The organism is Prosthecobacter debontii (assembly GCF_900167535.1).
In the GTDB taxonomy this organism is placed as follows: Bacteria; Verrucomicrobiota; Verrucomicrobiia; order Verrucomicrobiales; family Verrucomicrobiaceae; genus Prosthecobacter; species Prosthecobacter debontii.
In genome coordinates, this window is the sequence record NZ_FUYE01000005.1 from 41,243 (window position 1) to 57,030 (window position 15,788).

At 57.7% G+C, this 15,788-nt stretch carries 13 protein-coding genes; 7 read left to right on the forward strand and 6 right to left on the reverse strand.

Features of this window, described 5'->3' with window-relative positions:
• Positions 1-60 precede the first annotated feature (60 nt).
• The 3 genes from B5D61_RS08875 to B5D61_RS08885 are packed head-to-tail and all read left to right on the forward strand — an operon-like array spanning position 61 to position 3,145.
• Entirely contained in the window at positions 61-1,839 is a 1,779-nt protein-coding gene (locus B5D61_RS08875; RefSeq protein WP_078812989.1) for a serine/threonine-protein kinase, read from the forward strand.
• A gap of 7 nt (positions 1,840-1,846) precedes the next feature.
• Positions 1,847-2,398 (forward strand): phosphotransferase-like protein, encoded by a 552-nt coding sequence (locus B5D61_RS08880; protein WP_078812990.1) that lies wholly within the window; start codon positions 1,847-1,849, stop codon positions 2,396-2,398.
• Between the two features lie 24 nt (positions 2,399-2,422).
• Positions 2,423-3,145, forward strand: coding sequence for an alpha/beta hydrolase (locus B5D61_RS08885; RefSeq protein ID WP_078812991.1), 723 nt, complete (start codon positions 2,423-2,425; stop codon positions 3,143-3,145).
• Positions 3,146-3,178: 33 nt separating this feature from the next.
• Here B5D61_RS08885 and B5D61_RS08890 read toward each other — a convergent pair whose 3' ends face one another.
• On the reverse strand, positions 3,179-5,191 hold the full coding sequence (locus tag B5D61_RS08890; protein ID WP_078812992.1) for a monovalent cation:proton antiporter family protein: 2,013 nt from the start codon (positions 5,189-5,191) through the stop codon (positions 3,179-3,181).
• Positions 5,192-5,297: 106 nt separating this feature from the next.
• Positions 5,298-6,341 (reverse strand): tetratricopeptide repeat protein, encoded by a 1,044-nt coding sequence (locus B5D61_RS08895; protein WP_078812993.1) that lies wholly within the window; start codon positions 6,339-6,341, stop codon positions 5,298-5,300.
• A 99-nt stretch (positions 6,342-6,440) separates the two neighbouring features.
• Between B5D61_RS08895 and B5D61_RS08900 the strand changes: the two genes are divergently transcribed.
• The 4 genes from B5D61_RS08900 to B5D61_RS08915 are packed head-to-tail and all read left to right on the forward strand — an operon-like array spanning position 6,441 to position 9,065.
• Positions 6,441-7,310, forward strand: a complete 870-nt coding sequence (locus B5D61_RS08900) for a hypothetical protein (RefSeq protein WP_078812994.1) — start codon at positions 6,441-6,443, stop codon at positions 7,308-7,310.
• A 60-nt stretch (positions 7,311-7,370) separates the two neighbouring features.
• Positions 7,371-8,018 carry a MotA/TolQ/ExbB proton channel family protein gene (locus B5D61_RS08905; RefSeq protein WP_078812995.1) on the forward strand — a complete coding sequence of 216 codons (648 nt, stop codon included), beginning with the start codon at positions 7,371-7,373 and terminating at the stop codon, positions 8,016-8,018.
• Positions 8,019-8,046: 28 nt separating this feature from the next.
• Entirely contained in the window at positions 8,047-8,523 is a 477-nt protein-coding gene (locus B5D61_RS08910; RefSeq protein ID WP_078812996.1) for an ExbD/TolR family protein, read from the forward strand.
• The gene (locus tag B5D61_RS08915) at positions 8,520-9,065 is read left to right on the forward strand and encodes a hypothetical protein (protein ID WP_078812997.1); all 546 of its coding nucleotides are present in this window, start codon (positions 8,520-8,522) and stop codon (positions 9,063-9,065) included. The genes B5D61_RS08910 and B5D61_RS08915 overlap by 4 nt, the downstream gene beginning before the upstream one ends.
• A gap of 293 nt (positions 9,066-9,358) precedes the next feature.
• On the opposite strand, the gene B5D61_RS08920 is transcribed toward B5D61_RS08915, so the two are convergent.
• The 4 genes from B5D61_RS08920 to speA form a co-directional block, all read right to left on the reverse strand.
• Positions 9,359-12,214 carry a protein kinase domain-containing protein gene (locus B5D61_RS08920; protein WP_078812998.1) on the reverse strand — a complete coding sequence of 952 codons (2,856 nt, stop codon included), beginning with the start codon at positions 12,212-12,214 and terminating at the stop codon, positions 9,359-9,361.
• Between the two features lie 118 nt (positions 12,215-12,332).
• A complete protein-coding gene (locus B5D61_RS08925) occupies positions 12,333-13,412 on the reverse strand; it encodes an ABC transporter ATP-binding protein (RefSeq protein ID WP_078813300.1) in 1,080 nt (359 codons plus the stop codon).
• A gap of 54 nt (positions 13,413-13,466) precedes the next feature.
• Entirely contained in the window at positions 13,467-13,700 is a 234-nt protein-coding gene (locus B5D61_RS08930; RefSeq protein ID WP_078812999.1) for a hypothetical protein, read from the reverse strand.
• An 18-nt stretch (positions 13,701-13,718) separates the two neighbouring features.
• On the reverse strand, positions 13,719-15,665 hold the full coding sequence (gene speA / locus B5D61_RS08935; RefSeq protein WP_078813000.1) for a biosynthetic arginine decarboxylase: 1,947 nt from the start codon (positions 15,663-15,665) through the stop codon (positions 13,719-13,721).
• Between the last annotated feature and the right edge of the window lie 123 nt (positions 15,666-15,788).

A 15,788-nucleotide genomic window follows, 5' to 3' on the forward strand; every position in this document is an offset into this window, starting at 1 on the left:
TCGCCGTCTTTTTTTAACCAAAGGTGTAAGGTTTGATCGCGACTCCGTCAGGTACCCGACATGAGAGATTCTCTTCTTGATTCACGCGCGAGCCGATCGTCTTCCAGCCTGCTGGAGGGTTTGTCGGCTAAGGCTCTGATGGCTGAAATCATGGAGCCGACACAGGCGGATGATTCTGGTCTCGGAGCCATGCCGCCGCTTTCACCGGAAGAGCTGGCTCCTCACTTTCCCCAGCTTGAGATTTTAGAATGCTTGGGCCGAGGCGGCATGGGGGTGGTCTATAAAGCGCGGCAGAAGTCTCTGAATCGTGTGGTCGCTCTGAAGCTGCTGGCCCCAGAGCGTGCGGGAGATCCCCAGTTTGCGGCACGGTTTGAAAAAGAAGCGCATGCCCTAGCGGCTCTGAATCATCCGCACATCGTGGCGGTGTATGACTTTGGGTTAGCGGGCGGGTTTTATTACCTGCTCATGGAGTTCGTGGATGGGATGAACCTGCGGCAACTTTTGCAAAGCAAACGCCTGACTCCACGGGAGGCCTTGCGCATCGTGCCCCCGGTCTGCGCGGCTTTGCAATCGGCGCATGAGCACGGCATCGTGCACTGCGATATCAAACCAGAGAATCTGCTGATCGCCCACGACGGCTCGGTGAAGATCGCTGATTTCGGCATCGCTAAGATGATCGGGCACGCAACGGATCGTGAGAACGTGCATGAGGCGGGAACGCCTGACTATGCGGCTCCAGAACAAACATCCGGTCAGGCCGATCACCGGGCGGACATCTATAGCCTCGGTGTGGTGCTGTATGAAATGCTCACGGGGGAACGTCCGACGAAGACGATCGAAGCCCCCTCCAAGCGTGTGCAGGTGGACATCCGTATCGATGAGATCGTGCTGCGGGCTTTGGAAAAACAGCCTGAATTGAGGTTCTCGACCGTGGCGGATTTACGTCAGTCCGTCGAGTCCTTGATCCAACCCTCGGCTCCGCCCATCCCCTCAGCAGCGTATTCGAAAAAGAAGCGGATCATCGTTGGGGTTCTGACGGGGTGCTTGGTGATCGCAGGCATGGGGTATTGGACAATGGGGAGATCCCATCCGAAGCGGCCCAGGTTGCCTTATGAGGAGGTGGTGGATTTTGACCAAGGCCGCATCAATGAATCCTTCGCAGATAACGTGCTTTCCGGGCGCAGTGGGTATGCCATCTCGCCTTTAGGATTGGCGGGCACATCAGGCCTGGCCTTGGCGGAGACTCTGAACTCAGAGGGAACCTTGGCTTACAAACGCAAGAGCTATGATTTGGCGCGATTGGCTTCCCTGGAGATCTCCTGCTGCTTCAGGCGCCAGGCTTTTGCGGGGGCGACGCATTCGATCACTCTGGGCCTAACAGAAAATATGGCAGGTCATTTCAGCGGTGTGCCTGGAGCGGCCTTTCTCGGGCTGCGGCTGAAGGTGGAGGGCGAGGTGATGCGCTTTCAATTCATTTGCAAGGAAGCCCAGGTGGGGCCACCACGGTCGTGGTTGCAGCCGGGAGAGATTCACACGGAGGAAGATGAATGGTATGGATTGAGAGTCGTCTTCAATCGTGTGAGCCCGAACATCGTGCGAGTGACCGGCGAACTCAAAGCTGTGGATCGACATGGCAGGGAGGGGGATACAGTGGCCTACTTTCTCCCGCGTGATTTTGCGGAGCCGATTTTTCCCCTGCGGGAGATCTTGGAGAATCCCGAGACCTGGGTGGCTATCCGCGCTGTTGGCCCAGGAGGTGTGTCTAGGGTGGATGATTTCCACATCATCGCACGACCGCTGCCTTCGGCTGATCCTGTGGCTTTAGATCAACCTCGGTGATGATACCATGCGCGCTCCGATCATTCTTCTCAACGGAACCTCCAGTTCAGGAAAAACGACGCTCGCTAGGGCCTTTCAACGGACGATGGCTGAACCGGTATTGTATGTATCGAACGATCATTTCATCTTCATGACACCGGATCCTGTGCTGAAGGATGATGCGCGACGTCCTCGGGTGCTTTTGCCGCTGCTGTCGGCGTTTCATCGGTCGCTGCCGCTGATCGCGAGTTGCGGTCTCCCGATGATCATTGATCACGTGATCGAACGGAGGGATTGGATGGATGAAATAGCCGAACAACTGGAGGGGCTGAACGTGTATTTTGTGAGGGTGGAATGCCCTCTGGAAGAACTGGAGCGCCGGGAGCATGAACGTGGGGGTCGTCAGATTGGCTTGGCTCGGATGCAGTTGGACTGGGTGCATCGGCATGGTGGTTATGATGCGGTGCTGGACACGTTTCATCACACGCTGGATGAAAACGTGGCGAAGCTGAAAGAGCTCATTCGTTCAGAGCAAAAGCCGATAGCTTTGGATCATTACCGTCAGCAGAAACAAGCCTGAGTTTTTGGAGCCGAATTTAAAGTTATGCCATTGCCCGAGATTCAAGAGCACGTTTTGACCCATGCTTCAGGCACCTCCACCCGGAAGTTGTGGCTGCTGGAGCCACTCACAGCCAAGCCTGAGCGGGTGACCCTGTTTCTGGACGGGGAGTTTTACGTGAACCGGATGGAGACTCCCCAGCGTCTGATGGAATGGCAACAGCAGGGGATTATCCCTCCGACTGCGGTGCTCTTCATCTCGCATGTGGATGGCGCGGCCCGACATCGCGATCTAACCTGCAGCGCTGATTTTGCCGCCTTCATTGCTGAGGATGTGGTGGATTGGCTGCGAGATCGTTTGCCGGGCGCTCCAGCTTCCGACTGGCTGATGGCGGGCCCCAGTTTGGGCGGACTGCAGGCGGCTTTTATCGCCTTAAAATATCCTGAGGTCTTCTCGCGTTGCTTGAGCCAGTCCGGCTCCTTTTGGTGGCATGAGGAATGGCTCACCCAGCAGGTGTCGATGCTGCCTGCACGGGACTCGCGATTTTGGATCAGTGTGGGGAACCAGGAGTCCACGGCAGGAGTCTCGCATCCGCCGACGGGCCTGCGCCAGGAGGTGACGCAAATCGAGGCTTGTGAACGTTTTGCGGCTGCATTGGACCGGCAAGATCACCATGTGCATTTTCAGATGTATGAGGGCGGACATGCCTTGGAGCCTTGGGCGGCGGAACTGTCGGAGGCACTGTGCTGGTTATTGGCAGATGACTGATGTTTTCTAACGCTGCCGATACCTCAAGTCGGATCATGCCAAAGCATCTTTCGCTTTCGCAATCTGTTCTGCACTGCCGATGAGCAAGACGGAATCTCCTGGGCGGATGTCTTCAGAGATGCTGGGATTGATGATGTTCTCGCCATGACGCTCGATGCCGACAATGCTCGCGCCAGTGCGCGTGCGCAGTTGCAATTCCGAGATCACTTTGCCTGCGGCTGGGGAGTCAGGACCAATCGTTAGAGTGATCAGCTCCGCATGGCTGAGCAGGGAGGGCAGTTGGGGGTCGGCATGGGGCAAGGGAGGTTCATTCAAAGTCTCCAGGAGAGCAAACTGCGCACGGCTGTGCAGTCGTGCGAAGAACCGCCACAGGAAGATGGTCATGAGGATCAAGACCAGAGCCAGAACCAGGAGCAGTCTGCGGGAGGGGAGGATGGCGGAGCTGAGGACCAGGATGATGACGAACAGCGCCACACAACCTGCGATGAAAATGATGCTGGAAATGAGCCCGCGCAGGGCGGCGGTATTCTCTTTGGCCGCCGCCCGGGTCACGCTCATTTCACTGACCAGCATGCCAAAGGCCTGCCACTTGCGCACAATGGCGATGAGCATGGGCAGGCTGAGAATCATGGCGGTCAGCCAGAGCATGCCGTGGATACCATCTCGGCCACCGGGAGCGGTTGGCCACCAGCGCCGCACGTGGTCGCGCATGAACGCCGCCGTGATGAAGACCCCGGCTATGAGCAGGATATTCAGCAGGATTTGCCAGCCCCATTTACGCAAAAAGGTCGCCGGGGTCTTTTTACCGCTTCCTCCGGCCAGCGTGCCCACCCAACGGGTGTAGGCATCCAGGGCGGTCATCAGCGGGGCAGGCAGCATGCGGGTAAAGCCGTTCACCACGGAGTCGGAACTGCGGATGAGATAGGGCGTGAGCAGAGTCGTCAGGGCGGAAACGGCCACGGCGATGGGATAAAGAAAACCGCTAGTGACCTTGAGGGATAAGCCCAGGGACGCGATGATGAAAGAGAACTCTCCAATCTGGGCCAGACCCATGCCTACTCGCATGGAGGTTTTCATGTCATTGCCGGAAATGAAGGTGCCAAAACCGCAGGTGACCACCTTGCCCACCACCACCACGGCGGTAATGATGAGGATGGAGGACCAATGCTCCGTGAGCACCTTGGGATCGATAAGCAACCCGATGGAGACGAAGAACACGGCGCTAAACAGATCCCGCACCGGATGCATGAGTGTCTCGATGTGGGCGATGTGGCGCGCCTCGGCGATGATGGCACCGATGATGAAAGCGCCCAGAGCCACACTGTAGCCCAGCTTGACGGCCAGCAGCGAGACGCCGAAGCAGAGGCCCACCACCGTGATCAGGAGCATCTCATTGCTCTTGAATTTAGCGACCCAGTTCAGAAGCCGAGGCACCAGGATTAGACCGAAGATGAGGAGGACCCCGAGAAAGGTGCTCAGCTTTCCCACCGTCAAACCCACATCCGACAGCTCTAGAGAGCCCGTGGTGGCGAAGCCCGAAAGCATGGCAATCATCAGGATGGCCAGGATGTCCTCGACAATCAGGATGCCAAAGATCATCTGGGCGAAGCGCTCCTTGGTTTTGCCAATCTCTTCCAGCGCCTTGATGATGATGGTGGTGGAGGAGATGGAGAGGATCGCCCCCAGGAAAACGCTGTCCATGGTGCCCCAGCCGAAGGATTGGCCTAACATGTAACCCGCCCACAGCATGAGCACGATCTCCGCCACGGCGGCAATCAAGGCTGTGGCTCCCACCTTGGTCAGCTTTTTCAGGCTGAATTCCAAGCCGAGCGCGAACATGAGGAAGATGACGCCGAGCTCAGAAAGGGTCTCGATGGTATGCTCGTCTTCGATCAGTGCATACGGCGGCGTATGGGGCCCGATGATGACTCCAGCGAGGATGTAGCCGAGCACGACCGGCTGCTTCATCTGCCGAAACAAGATGGTGACCACGGCAGCGATGATCATGACCACCGAGAGGTCCTGTAGAAAGGTGACGTGATGCATAGAGCCTAACTCGAGGGGGATTGGGTTCACTCATCATCGTTGCACCCGACGCCGATGACCCTGTTTCCTGCCACGGATGGATGGCGGGTCAACCTTTCATGTGGGGCTAGGCTCTTAACTTTTGGCTGGTCTCACTGAGCGCTTGCAGCGTTTGAATCAGGCGATCCAGTTTCTCAGGATTCAACGAAGCCAGATTTTCATTTTGAATTTGAGCGGCGGCTTGGGTCAGGGAAGCCCGTGCGGAGGTCTTCATGGCCTCCGATAGAGTGCCGGAGGCGAGCCCCTCATCGAGAAACTCGGCTAAAAAGTGCGGCTGAAACGCACGGTAGATGCGGCAGCCGAAGAGAAAGATCTCTTCACGCAGCGGATGCCGGGAAGGGGCAGCCTGGGTGAGGCGCATCACGTCTTCCACGGCATCGGTCGCTTCATGAATCCAGGCTTCTGCGGTATCGGCATTTTTATCGGAAGGAGACTCCAGCAGGTTGGCAATGGCACGGCAGAGGGCATGCCGCGCCCGGATTCCCGTCTCCTGTAGGCTGGGTTCATGTTCGCAGCTTTGGCTATGCTGGATGGCCCTGCGGGCTGAGTTCAAGGCCAGGACATCCTGCTCCTGGATTTGCAGGAGAGCGGCAGCGTGGTTCGTCCAGGCGGCGGCCATCACCTGCTGATAATCCAGGCGCGGGCTGGTTTCATGACCGCGCATGACCCGCAGAGCGTTTTCAAAGCAGCTCAGCGCTCTTTGAAGGGAACCCTGGCTCGCCCCGGCCTGCTCGGTGTGCCCTCGGTTGATCCAGGCCACCCCTAGCCTCCAGCGAAACGCTGGATCGGCCTCCAGCGGGAGCTGATGCAGATGACTGATGGCGATGTCGTAGCAGCGCAGGGCCTCCGTGAGGTGGTCCTGGCCTCCCAGGCGTGTGAGCGCATCACCCCGGTTCATCCAGCCAGCGGTCAATCCCCAGCGGTAGAGCGGATTGTCCCCCAAGGGGAGAGCTTCCCGCAGGAGGATGGCCTCTTCAAAACAAGCAAGCGCTGTCGCCAGCGACTCTGGATCTCCCTGCTCCAGCAGAGTTATGCCCCGCAGGGTCCACTCGCTCGCTGCGGTGTGGATTTGCTCGGGAGTGGAGGGGGCCTGAGGAGGGATCGAGGACAAAATCGGCGGTAATTTTGTGAGAATGGGTCGCAATAGCTTCTTGACGCGAGATGATCAAATGCCATTATCGAAAACGTTTCTCAATCTCTCTAAGCAACCATGTCTCAGATGGCCCTCCTCGCATCTCCTGTTGTCAGCCTTCCTACCAAGGCCGCCACAGCAGCCCCCCGGGTGAGCTCGAAGCCGAGCTTGCGGCTGCGTTGTCAGGATGAAAACCTCTGCGCCCTTTCCTGGCTGGTGGCCATCTCCGGCACCTTTTTGCTGATCGGCATTGTGGGCATGCTGCGCTTTGAGATTCCTTTACCATTCACTTTGTCAGGTCGTGCTGGCTTGGGCGCGGCGGACAATGAGTTCACGGACATGTCCATGGCGGACCTCTTGGCTGAGGCAGAGATGGATCAGGTCAACCCGACCACCGAGATGCAGCAGGAGACGGTGGAGATTCCTGATCCGATCGAAGTGCCTATAGAGCAGTTAGATCTACCAGAGGTGACAGAAGCTTTAGTGACCGAAGATCTCTTCACCGTGCCTGCCGCCCCGAAGATTGAAGAAGCTCTCAAGCCGGTGGATCCGGCTAAACCCAAGCCAATTTCCAAGCCAAAGGCTGTTTCTAAACCTACCAGCAGCCGAGCTGCGAGCACTGTGGCAAAACCTAATGGCACCTCGGGAAATGGTGGTGGTGGCGGAGGTGGAGGCACTGTAGGTTCAGGCTTGGGTAAAGGCATCTTTCCGACACCTCCATTCCCAAGCTCGGCTGTATCCAGGGGGGTTACGGGAGTTGTTCGTTTCAATTTGAGATTCAACCAATTGGGAAAAGTGGAGTATGCCGAGGTGGCTTCCAGCCAATGCACCAATGGTGGCCTCACGACGGCCGAACAGAATGTTCTCTCCAGCTACATTCGCAAGACATGGTCCCAACGAGGCCGTGTTGGTGCCATCACCGTAGCTTTGCGTTTTGTGATCAAGTGAGCAGGCACCGCTTTTTACGGTTTTTCACTCTGTCTTCGCTTTTGTATTTTCATTTTTTCAATGCTCCCCAACCCCCCCCTCGCTAACGTCGTCATCAAACTCATCCATGATGGTGGCCCCATCATGTATCCCATCCTGGTGGTGGTGGTCTTCGCCATCTGTATCCTGGTGGAGCGCATCTTTTGGTGGCTGCGGTTCAGCGCCCGCCGCGATGCGCGCCAGCTCGATCAGGTGTATGCAGCCCTGGAGTCGGGAGACTTAAACAAAGCCATCAGCATCTCAGAAAAGACGGCGGACCCCGTTGTGCGTATGATCCACCACGGCCTGAAACACCAGCACAGCTCCATGCAGGGAGCCCTCGAAGTGGCCGCAGGTCATGAGCTTCAGCAGGCGGGACGCTTCCTCGGTGCCATGGATACGGTGGTGACGCTGGGGCCCTTGCTCGGCCTTCTCGGCACGGTGACCGGGATCATGGGCTCCTTCAGTTCCATCGGAGATTCGGAACTGGCGGTGGAGAAAGTGACCGGCGGGATCGGTGAAGCCCTCATTGCCACGGCGGCAGGTCTGGGCATCGCCATCACCACCCTGGTGCCGATGAATTACTTTCACAGCCGTCTGGCCAAGCTGCAATTCGATCTGGAAGCGGCGGCCAACAATGTCTTGATCATCGCAGCACAGCATGGCTTTGACAAAGTCGGTAAGCAATGAGGACTGTCACGTCACCCTTTGACCTGTCGTGAAAATTCATTCCCCCATCGCTCATAAGAAGACTCGGTTGGAGATCATCCCACTCATTGACGTGATGTTCTTCCTGCTGGCCTCTTTCATGATGGTCAGCCTCACCATGACCAAGCAGCAGACCATCAAGGTGAATCTGCCTGTGGCCGCCGCTACCCAGGCTGATTTCAAGCCCGACATGATCAACCTCGGGGTCAATCAAGCCGGAGACATCTATTTGGACACGGTGCAGATCTCTCTGCCGGACCTGGATGTACGTCTCAAGGAGCGCTTCAAGCAAGACCCCAATACGCCGGTGTATATCAGTGGAGATGGAGAGGCACGTCATGCCGACATGGTTCGTGCGCTGGATGCCGTGCGCCGGGCGGGCTTTAGCAAAGTGGCCTTCAACGTCAAACCGACAGGCACTGGGCCGGCGGCTCCCTCCGCCAATCCAACCGCAGCCCCCAGTCCCGCTCCCTCTCCTGCGAAATGAAGGCCATTCTGTATTCTCTCCTGGCCATCATCGTCCTGGGCCTCTGTGGTGTTTGTGTGGTGCAGTGGCAGCGCGAGTTTCTTCTCAACGCCAAGATCAAAGAACTCACCGATCAGCTCATTGCAGAGAACAAGCTGCGCATCGAGTTTGAAGAAAAGGCTTTCCGTTTTGAGCAAGAAATCGCTCGCATCACCCAGTTACGCAATGAAACCGAAGCCGCTCTTTTGGAGGCGACGGAGCAGGTCAAACTACTGACGGAGGATCAGACCGCACGAGGTTACAGCATCGCCGTGCTGATGCGCGAGGTGGTCATGACCTCTCGTGAACTGGACTCTTACAAGCAACTGGCAGGCAAAGGCACGGATGCTCTCAAAGACCGCAACACCGAAGTGACTGCTCAAAACGCCGCCATCGAAAAAGCCAATGCCAGCATGCGTCAGCTCGCCAGTGAACGCGATGATCTCATCGACAAGCTGAACACCCGCACCCGCGAGTTCAATGAACTGGTGGAGAAATACAACAAGCTGGCGAAAGAGCGTTAAGACAGGGTGTAGCAGATGTTTTGAACATTCATTCATTCACTCTTTCAGCGATGCTGAAAGAGTGAGCTCATATGCGCGGGCCAGAGACCGTTAGGCTGAAGCGGTTGCCGAGACCCAAAGGCTGATTCTGTGACGCATGTTTTCGGATGGATAACTTGGCTGTGATCAAGCTTTGACGTTTCCCAATACGGGGGGAGCATGGCCATCTGTTTCGCTTGATGGTTAACGGAACGATGAGCGTGCGCCTTCGAGATGCGGGCAGAAGGTACCCGCATCCGGTCCCTTGGTTAGAGCTAGAGCGCTTTGACCACTATTTTCTGCACACGGAAGAGTTCAGAGTCAGGTGGAATGGTTTTGGGGCGGAGGCGCAGGCGGTAGATGCCAGGTTTTTCCACATGGATCGTGCCGACGACAAAGCCTTTGTAGTCCTTGTCGCTGTCGGTTTTTACCACAGCGGTGAGGAGGGTCTGACCGGCAAGGAGCACCTCGTAGGTGCCTAGCAGCTCGCTGGGGTGGGACTGATAGATTTGGATTTCGTAGTCACCGTTGCTGGGGAGTTCCACTAGCCAGGAAGCCCAGTCGTCTTCATCGGTCCAGTTGATGAGGGCGTCTTCGTCATGAGTCACGGAGCCGCCCAGGCGATAGTCGGCTTTGTCGGCTGGGAGCGTGCCTTTGTCTCCTGGGGGCACGGAGATCACCTGCTCCAGTTTCTCGCGGAAAGCTTTAGCCAGATCTTTGGCTTCCTCTCTCAGAGAACCATCGGAGCTGTTTGAAAACTCTTCGAAGAAGGTGGCGGTGCCAGGGGCGATAATGCGGCTGAGCACACTGAGCACATAGCGTTTTTCCGTGGTATCCCGGGCGTTGGCATACAGGCTCTGGGCGTAGAGGAAGAGCGTCTGCTGGGAGTCGGGGCCCGGATTACCAATGATCTCGCGAGCGGCTAGGAGGAGATAGACGCGGCACGTCTCATGTGGTTCATTGGGGAAACGGGCGCTGATGGCCTGCAGAGGTTCGTGAGTGGGGTATTCGGCCAGCACGGTGATGGCGGCGAGACGGACTTTTTCGGAAGGATCAGAAATCGCTTCCGTCACCACCGCGAGGATGTTGTCACCACCGACGCGGGTGAGCACGTTGAAGAGCAAGGCGCGGCTGTCGGCATGGTCCTTGGCTGCGTGATAGGCCTCCAGGGTTTCTTGAGTGGCTTTGGCTCGGTCTGTGGAGGACTCAATGGCTTCACCCAGGGCTTTTTCGATCTCTTTCTGATCCAGGGAGTGACTGCTGCGCACGAGCTTCAGCACCCGGGGAAGATCTTCCACTGGGGTGATGTGGCCGAGGGCTTTCCAGGCGGCTTTACGCACTTCGCCACGGTTGTCACCGGTGAGGCTCAGCAGAGTCTCAAAGGCGGCTTCACTGCGGCGCTGGCCGATGACCTGAATCAGGGGCACCACCACGGGGTAGTTTTTTACCTTGGCCAAGTGCTCCATGAGGATGTCATCGATGTAATCCCCCCCGTGCAGACGAGTCAGGACCTTGATGGCCTCTTCACGATGAGTGGGGTCCTCCAGCAGTTCCAAGAGCGTGCGGACATCCACGTCCGAGCCTTCGGGACGATCTGTCGCACTGAGTTCTGCCAGACGCTGTTCACGCTCGGCACGACCTGCATATTTGACATAACTAATCAGACCAAATTCGGCGATGAGGATGACGATGAAGGCGGTGATGATGATGTTCAGCGCATTGCCTCGCTTCGGCATGGAATGTGAATGCGAGTGAGAATGCTGTGGCGGTGGATTTCTCCGGCTGGTGGCGTGTTGGGTGTAAGCCGGTGGCGGGGTGTCTGCAGCGGGGTGATAGTGCGCGGGGGCGGGAATGTAGGCAGGAGCAGGCTCAGGCTCGGGTTCTGCCATGAGCGTCTGGGTGATCTCACCAGTGGGGGCTGCGGCGGGGATGTAAGCAGGCTCGGGTTCAGGTTCTGGCTCCTGTGCAGGTTCAGGCTCGGGAGTAAAGGCAGGCGCTGGCGGCGGTGTATAGGAGGCAGCAGGTTCCGGCTCAGGCTCGGGTTCAGCTTCCACTTCGGGTTCCGAGGCTTCCACCAGGGCAGGGGAGGCTGGGAGGTCTTCGGCCTCGGCTTCGGCGAGTGGCTCGGGTTCCGGCTCAGGCTCTGGCGCGATGACGGGCGTGGAGTAGATCTCTGTGGGTGGCTCCTCAGGCTCGACGTGGGCTGCCTCTTCTGCTTCATCGGCTAGGGTGAGGACATGCTCCTCTTCCTCGGGTTCATCGACGATGGCTACGGCAGGCACTTCCTCATCCTCCAGGACCATGACCAGGGGCTCCGGCTCCACCATGGTGGCGGCGGTCTGGACATTGAGCTCACCGAGCTGACGGAAGCTGGCCAATGCCTGGGCGGCACTGGCGGGGCGGGCCGAGGGCTGCACATGCATCAGCCAATCCAGCCAAGCAAAGACGGGATCTTTCAGGTCTGGGCGCAGCTCAGCCAGCGGGGTGCGGGGTGGGTAGAGCTTGGCGGTGATGACGTGCATCTTTTCCTCCCCCGGGTAGGCGAGCTGTCCGGTGAGGGCTTGATAGTAAATGCAGCCGAGCGAATACAGATCTGTGCGGGCATCGACGTAGCCGTTGCCAAATTGCTCCGGGGCCATGTAGTGGATGGAGCCTGCCATGCTGGTCTGCGGGCCACCAGCCTGGGCTAAGCCGAAGTCGATGATCTTGATCCCGAACTCCTTCTCTTTGTTCCAGGGGATCATGATGTTCTCGGGCTTCAGATCTCGGTGGATCAGCCCGGCATCATGAGCCACGCCGATGGCCTGAAGGGTCTGTGTGACCAGTGTCTTAAAGTCTGGAAGGGTGAGCGGGCCAGTGGCCAGACGATGGGCCAGGGTCTCGCCTTTGATCATCTCCAGAACGAGGTAGGCACCCTCTTCATCTTTGTCATACTCCAGGACCGTGACGATGTTCGGATGGCGCAGACCGTAGAGCGCACGGGCTTCCCACATGAGGGAGTCCATGTTGGCGGTCTCGCTCGGCACACGTTTGATGGCCACATCCCGATTCGCAGATTTATCCCAGGCCTGGAGAACCTTGCCGGTGCCGCCAGTGGAGATGGTGGAGATGATTTGATAACGGTCTTTCATGAACGGGAGAGCAACTGACTAACCAGGATGCGGAGAGAGTTCCAGAAGGAAACTCGTTTGCACAGAGAAACAACAACGGGAAGAGGGCAGATTATGCTTCAGGGACGGTAAGTTCAGATCATTCGTCTTTCAACATGACCACGTCATCCGAGTTGGCCATGGCTCGCATTGGCTCTCCGGAGGGATGGCGAATCTGCCGAGGATTGGGCTCGCAAACTTTGATCGCAGGGCCGTTCTCGATCTGAAGGAGATACTGCACGTTGGCTCCCAGGTAGGTGGTATCCACGATGTGTCCTTGGAAGCGGTTGCTGGAGTCCGCCATGTAGTTGAAACTGAGGGACTCGGGGCGGATCGAAAGAATCACCTTTTCTCCATGCTGAGGCTGCCAGTCGTCGGTGTTGGGACGGGCACGCAGAGTGGTGAAGGCGGTCTTCACTTCATAATGACCTGAGGAAGATTGAGTCTGCACGGTCCCTGGGATGAAGTTGGTTTCCCCAATGAACTCCGCCACCATGCGGGAGGCGGGCTGACGATACACCTCCTCCGGCGTGCCGAGCTGTGCCAAGTGGCCTCCATTCATGACTGCCAGCCGATCTGCCATGCTCAGGGCCTCATCCCGATCATGCGTGACGTAGATGCCTGTGAGGCCGAATTCCTTGCAGATGCGTCGGATCTCAGAGCGCATTTCATGACGTAGTTTGGCATCCAAGTTGGAGAGCGGCTCATCCAGAAGCAGGCAGCGGGGATGGATAACCAGAGCTCGAGCCAGGGCGACCCGCTGCTGCTGACCCCCCGAGAGTTGGCCGATTTTTCGTGAGCCCAAGCCACCGAGCTGCACCAGTTCCAGGGCCTCCATGACCCGCCGCTCGATCTCGGCATCGGGACGCTTCCGCTCCTCCAAGCCGAATGCGACGTTCTGAGCCACATTCATATGCGGCCACAGGGCATAGCTCTGGAACATCATGCCAGTGCCGCGTTTATGAGCAGGCTGGCGTGTCACATCCTCCTCGCCAAAGAAGATTCGGCCGCTATCCGGTCGGTAAAATCCGGCGATGTGGCGCAGCAGGGTCGTCTTGCCGCAGCCACTGGGACCGAGCAGGAAAAACAATTCGCCCTGACCTATCTCGAGATTGATCCGATTCAGAACCGTCTGGCTGCCGAAACGTTTGGTGAGATCGCGGATGGAGATGGGGACCATGCGAGCGCTGCTGTAAGCCACAGAAACGCGGCAGGCAAGGCAGGGAATCTGGGATTAGCGGAAATACGGATCTTTGAAGTCCGTGCGGGCTTTCATCGGCGGAGTGTTCCCGGCCGCAGCCGAACCTTCCTGACCGTGTTGGATCTCCGCATCGGTGCCGGGATTGCGCTTCCAGGGATTGAACTCTGGGTTTAAGACCTGACCCTCGCGGCGTGCTTTTTCAGCTCTGGGAAAGCTGATGCACGAAGCCAAGGTGAGAAGTGAGGCCAAGAGCAGAAGATGGCGCATGATGAGAACGAGCGAGGATTAGGTCTCAAAGTATGTGTAACCGCGCAGACCGGCATCGTAGGCACCCATGATCTCACGGCGCTCGGTGGCGGTGATGCGCTTGGACACGACGGCGCTCTCGGCCAGGTTGCGGAAGCGGGTGGAGAGATCTTTAGGATCGTATTCCACATAGCTGAGCACCTCGGATACGCTGTCGCCTTCCTGCTCGCGGCGATACTTTAGTTTCCCACCTTCGATGCTGACGCTGACGACGTTGGTGTCGCCTAACAAGTTGTGCAGATCGCCCAGGGTCTCCTGATAAGCGCCGACGAGGAAGATGCCGAGCATGTAGTCTTCACCTTTTTCAAACTCGGGGTCGTGCAGTGGCAGACTGCCGCAGATCTCACCGCTGTGGGCGAATTTGGCAATCTTGCCATCGCTGTCGCAGGTGATGTCGGAGAGCACGGCATTGCGTGAGGGTTTCTCCTTCAGGCGATGGATCGGCATGACGGGGAAGATCTGGTCGATGGCCCAAAGGTCAGGAAGACTCTGGAAGATGGAGAAGTTGCCGTAGTAGTAATCGGTCATGACCGTGGTCATGCGGTCCATCTGGCTGCCGTCATGGCCGACGGCGGACAGTTTACCCGAAATCCAGGTCATGATGGCCCAATACATCTCCTCGCCCAAGGAACGCTCCCGCAGCGTCACCTTGCCGTAGTTGAACTCACTGCGGAGTTTGTCTCGGTAATAGACTGCGTCGTTGTAGATCTCCTGGAGACGCTCACCCGTGAGCTTGCTGGGGTCTTTGCGGGTCTCGTCTTTCAGTTCAGCGAGGTTGCGCAACAGTTGGGGAGAATCTTTGGACAACTCGATCCCGTTGGAGCGAGGCTCGAAGCGGTTGACGTCCAAAATATTGATGATGAGGACCGAGTAGTAGGCGACTACGGCGCGGCCAGATTCCGTAATGATGTCTGGATGGGGCACACCAGCTTCAGCGGTGACTTCGGTGATCGCCTCAATGACGTCGGCACAGTATTCCTTGGTGCCGTAGTTGCTGGAGGCGGAAGTCGCTCCTTTGAAACCGTCGTAGCTGATGGCCAGACCGCCGCCGAGGTCCAGGATGCCCATGCGGGCACCTTCCTGTACCAGACCGCAATAGACGCGGGTGGCTTCGGTCACCGCTTGGCGAATGGCGCGGATGTTTGGGATCTGGGAACCCTGGTGATAGTGGAGCATGCGCAGGCAATCCAGCATGCCTTGCTCACGGAGTTGATCCACCACGCCCATGAGCTGGCTGATGTTCAGTCCAAAGACGCTGGCATCACCGCCAGAGCCGCTCCAGTGACCGGCACTTTCTGCACTCAGGCGGAAGCGCACCCCAAGAGTCGGGCGCACGCCCATCTTCTTCGAGCGCTCAAGGATCAGGGCCAGCTCACTCGGCATCTCCAGCACAAGGATGACCTGGAGCCCCATCTTTTGGGCGTTCAGAGCTAAGTCGATGAATTCTTCATCCTTGTAGCCGTTGCAGACGATGTAGGCCTCAGGATCATGCATGTAAGCCAGCGCGGCGATCAGCTCGGGCTTGCTACCTGCTTCAAGGCCGTAGTGATACTTGCGACCGTAGCGGGTGATCTCTTCGATAACCTCCTGCTGCTGGTTCACTTTGATCGGATAAACCCCGCGATACACGCCTTGATACTTGCCCTCACGAATGGCGGAGTGGAAGCCCTCATTCAGTTCGTCGATGCGCCAGCGCAGCAGATCACCGAAACGAATGAGCACAGGAAGCTGGGTGCCACGCTCGCGCAGCCCCTTGACGATTTCCGAGAGGGAAACCGGCTTGCTTTTTTTGCCATCCTTGAGGTTGACGACGACTTCGCCCTTGGATGACACGTCAAAGTAACCATGGCCCCATTCACGAATGCCGTAGAGATCGGCGCTGTCGTTAATGGTCCAGGGGGCGGGTTTGGTGGGGCGGCGTTCCATTGATCGTTAGAGCGCGCGATTATGGGGGCAATCTCGCGGATGAAAAGTGAAAGTCTTCATTCAGGGGCAACTCGGGGTCCTTCTTGCGCTAGGGACAAACTGCAACCGGAGACGTTTTTGGGG